Source organism: Halanaerobium sp., assembly GCF_003070835.1.
The window spans coordinates 1-2388 of sequence record NZ_QBLR01000416.1 but is presented as its reverse complement, the minus strand read 5'-3'; the positions used below and the strand labels follow the sequence as shown (position 1 = coordinate 2388).

The following is a 2388-nucleotide window of genomic DNA, read 5'->3' as shown; positions in this document are numbered from 1 at the left end:
GGAGAAACAGATTATTTAATTACTCCTTTTAACTTCATAATATATGCTTTTGTTGGCAAAATAAATGTAGATTCAATAGAAGAAATTAAAGTAAACAATTATGAAGTGGAAGAAATTTTTACTGTACCTCTAAAATTTTTTCTAAACCACCAGGCTGAAAAATATGCAGCTGTTTTAAAAAGTGAGTTTGATCAGGATTTTCCTTACCATCTTTTACCACAGGGAGAAAGATATAATCCCCGACAAGGAGACTATCAAATATATTTTTATCGTTATCAAGGTAGGGTAATTTGGGGAATTACTGCTGAGATTACTAAAACATTTATTGATATTATTAGAGATTAATAATTATAATTAATCTGGACAAACTATTTATTAAATATCTTGTTAAATTTTTCATATATGCTTGACTTTTCATTAACTATATCGTATTATTTAGATAAAGTTCAATAAATGGAGGTCAGGCAAATGCCTTTTTTTACAAATGATAATGCAGAAGAAGTTTTAGAAGATAATTTAAAAATTTTAGAAGCGGAAGCTGATTTATTAAAAGCTTTGGCTCATCCTATTCGTTTAGCAATTGTTAAAGGTTTAATGAAAGAGGAAGGTTGTAATGTTTCAGAAATGCAAAAATGCTTAAATATTCCTCAATCAACGCTTTCACAACATTTAGCTAAACTTCGAGAAGCAGAAATATTAAGCAGTGAACGTAACGGATTGGAAAGAAATTATTATGTTATTGATAAGCAGGCCAAAAAAATCATAGGAGTACTGAGTAATTTAAAACTTGAATTATAATTTTAAGCTAAAAGGGGAGCCCAAAAGGCTCCCCTTGATAGTTATTTAATAACTTTATCTTCCATTTCAATATAAATTTTTTTGAATTTTAAAGTTAACCAGATAGATGCTGGAATAATACTGGCAGCTTCTGAAATGGGAAAAGCAAACCAAAGATATTCTAAGCCAAACCACTGTCCTAATAAATACATTACCGGAAGCAGTACAATAATTTGTCTCAAAAAAGAGAAAAACAAACTGGGAAATCCATTGCCGAGAGCTTGAAAAGTTGTAGAAACAATTATTGCTGGACCAATAACTGGAAAAGCGATACTAATTTTTTTAAGAGCATTGCTCCCAATTTGCAGTAGTTTTGGATCATTATTAAACATTTTAATTAACAAGTCTGGTATAGTTTGAAAAATTACAAAACCAGTAGTTGTAAAAATCACTGCAACCAGAAGAGCTGATTTAAAAGTTTTCTGCATTCTTTTAGGGTTATTATGGCCAAAATTATAACCCATAATAGGCATATAGCCCTGATTAAGTCCAAAAACAGGCATGAAAATAAAAGACTGCAGTCTAAAATAAATACCTGCCGCTGCAATAGCTGTGCTTCCAAAACCGGCGAGGATCCTATTCATTCCCCCTAACATAAAACTGGCTAAAAATTGCATTACCATAGCTGGAAAACCAACTATATATATGTCTTTAATTATCTGAAAATTGAAAGCAAAATCTTTTAAAGAAATCTGCAATTCATTTTTTTTGCTAAATAAAAGTATATGTATTAAAAAAGCACCGCTAATTATTCTTGCTGCAACTGTAGCAATGGCTGCTCCAGCAACCCCCATTTCAGGGAAAATCCAGAGACCATAAATTAAAAAAGGGTCTAAAATGATGTTTAGAATTGATCCTATAAGCATTGCTATCATAGGGGTAAAAGTATTACCCTCACCCCGAAGTATATTATTGCTGATCATTGGGAAGAACATTGCAATAGAACCAATAAGTATAATTCTAATGTATTCACTTCCCATTTGGATCAAATTTGTCTCACTAGTAAATAACTGTAGAATCTGATTTGAGAAGAAAAAGCCAAAAAGAGCAACTATAATTCCATAAAAAACAGAGAGCATAATGCTGTGCTCAGCAGCATTTACTGCGGCATGATTGTCATTTTCTCCAAGACGCCTTGAAATTAATGAACTTGCTCCAACTCCAGTTCCAACTCCAATTCCAATTAAAATAATCTGAATAGGAAAGGCTAGAGATAGCGCAGAAAGGGCATCTGTACTAATTCTCCCCACATAGATACTATCAACTACATTATATAAGGCTTGAATAGCCATTGCTATGATTGACGGGATTGATAGACGCATTAGTAGAGGAATTATAGGCTCTGTACCAAGTTTTTGAGAATTGCTTTCCATTTTAATATCCTCCAATTATTATTTGAAATATTAATTATTTATTTTAGAAAAAAATATATATGATTCTACCACAAAAAGATTAAAAAATATAGCAATAAACCCATAATGTGTAAATTGTTTTTATTAAAATCATTGTTGTTTTATAATATTAAATCGCCCGTAAGCCTTGCTATGACAG

The 2388-nt window shown here is 31.2% G+C and carries 2 protein-coding genes and 1 pseudogene; 2 read left to right on the top strand and 1 reads right to left on the bottom strand.

The window, feature by feature from the left end; all coding sequences use genetic code 11:
* Positions 1-345 (top strand): annotated as a pseudogene (locus CI949_RS19870) (CoA pyrophosphatase); the annotation flags it as partial.
* A gap of 123 nt (positions 346-468) precedes the next feature.
* Positions 469-798, top strand: coding sequence for a helix-turn-helix transcriptional regulator (locus CI949_RS19865; protein WP_290769662.1), 330 nt, complete (start codon positions 469-471; stop codon positions 796-798).
* A gap of 41 nt (positions 799-839) precedes the next feature.
* Here CI949_RS19865 and CI949_RS19860 read toward each other — a convergent pair whose 3' ends face one another.
* Positions 840-2210 (bottom strand): MATE family efflux transporter, encoded by a 1371-nt coding sequence (locus tag CI949_RS19860; protein WP_290769660.1) that lies wholly within the window; start codon positions 2208-2210, stop codon positions 840-842.
* Between the last annotated feature and the right edge of the window lie 178 nt (positions 2211-2388).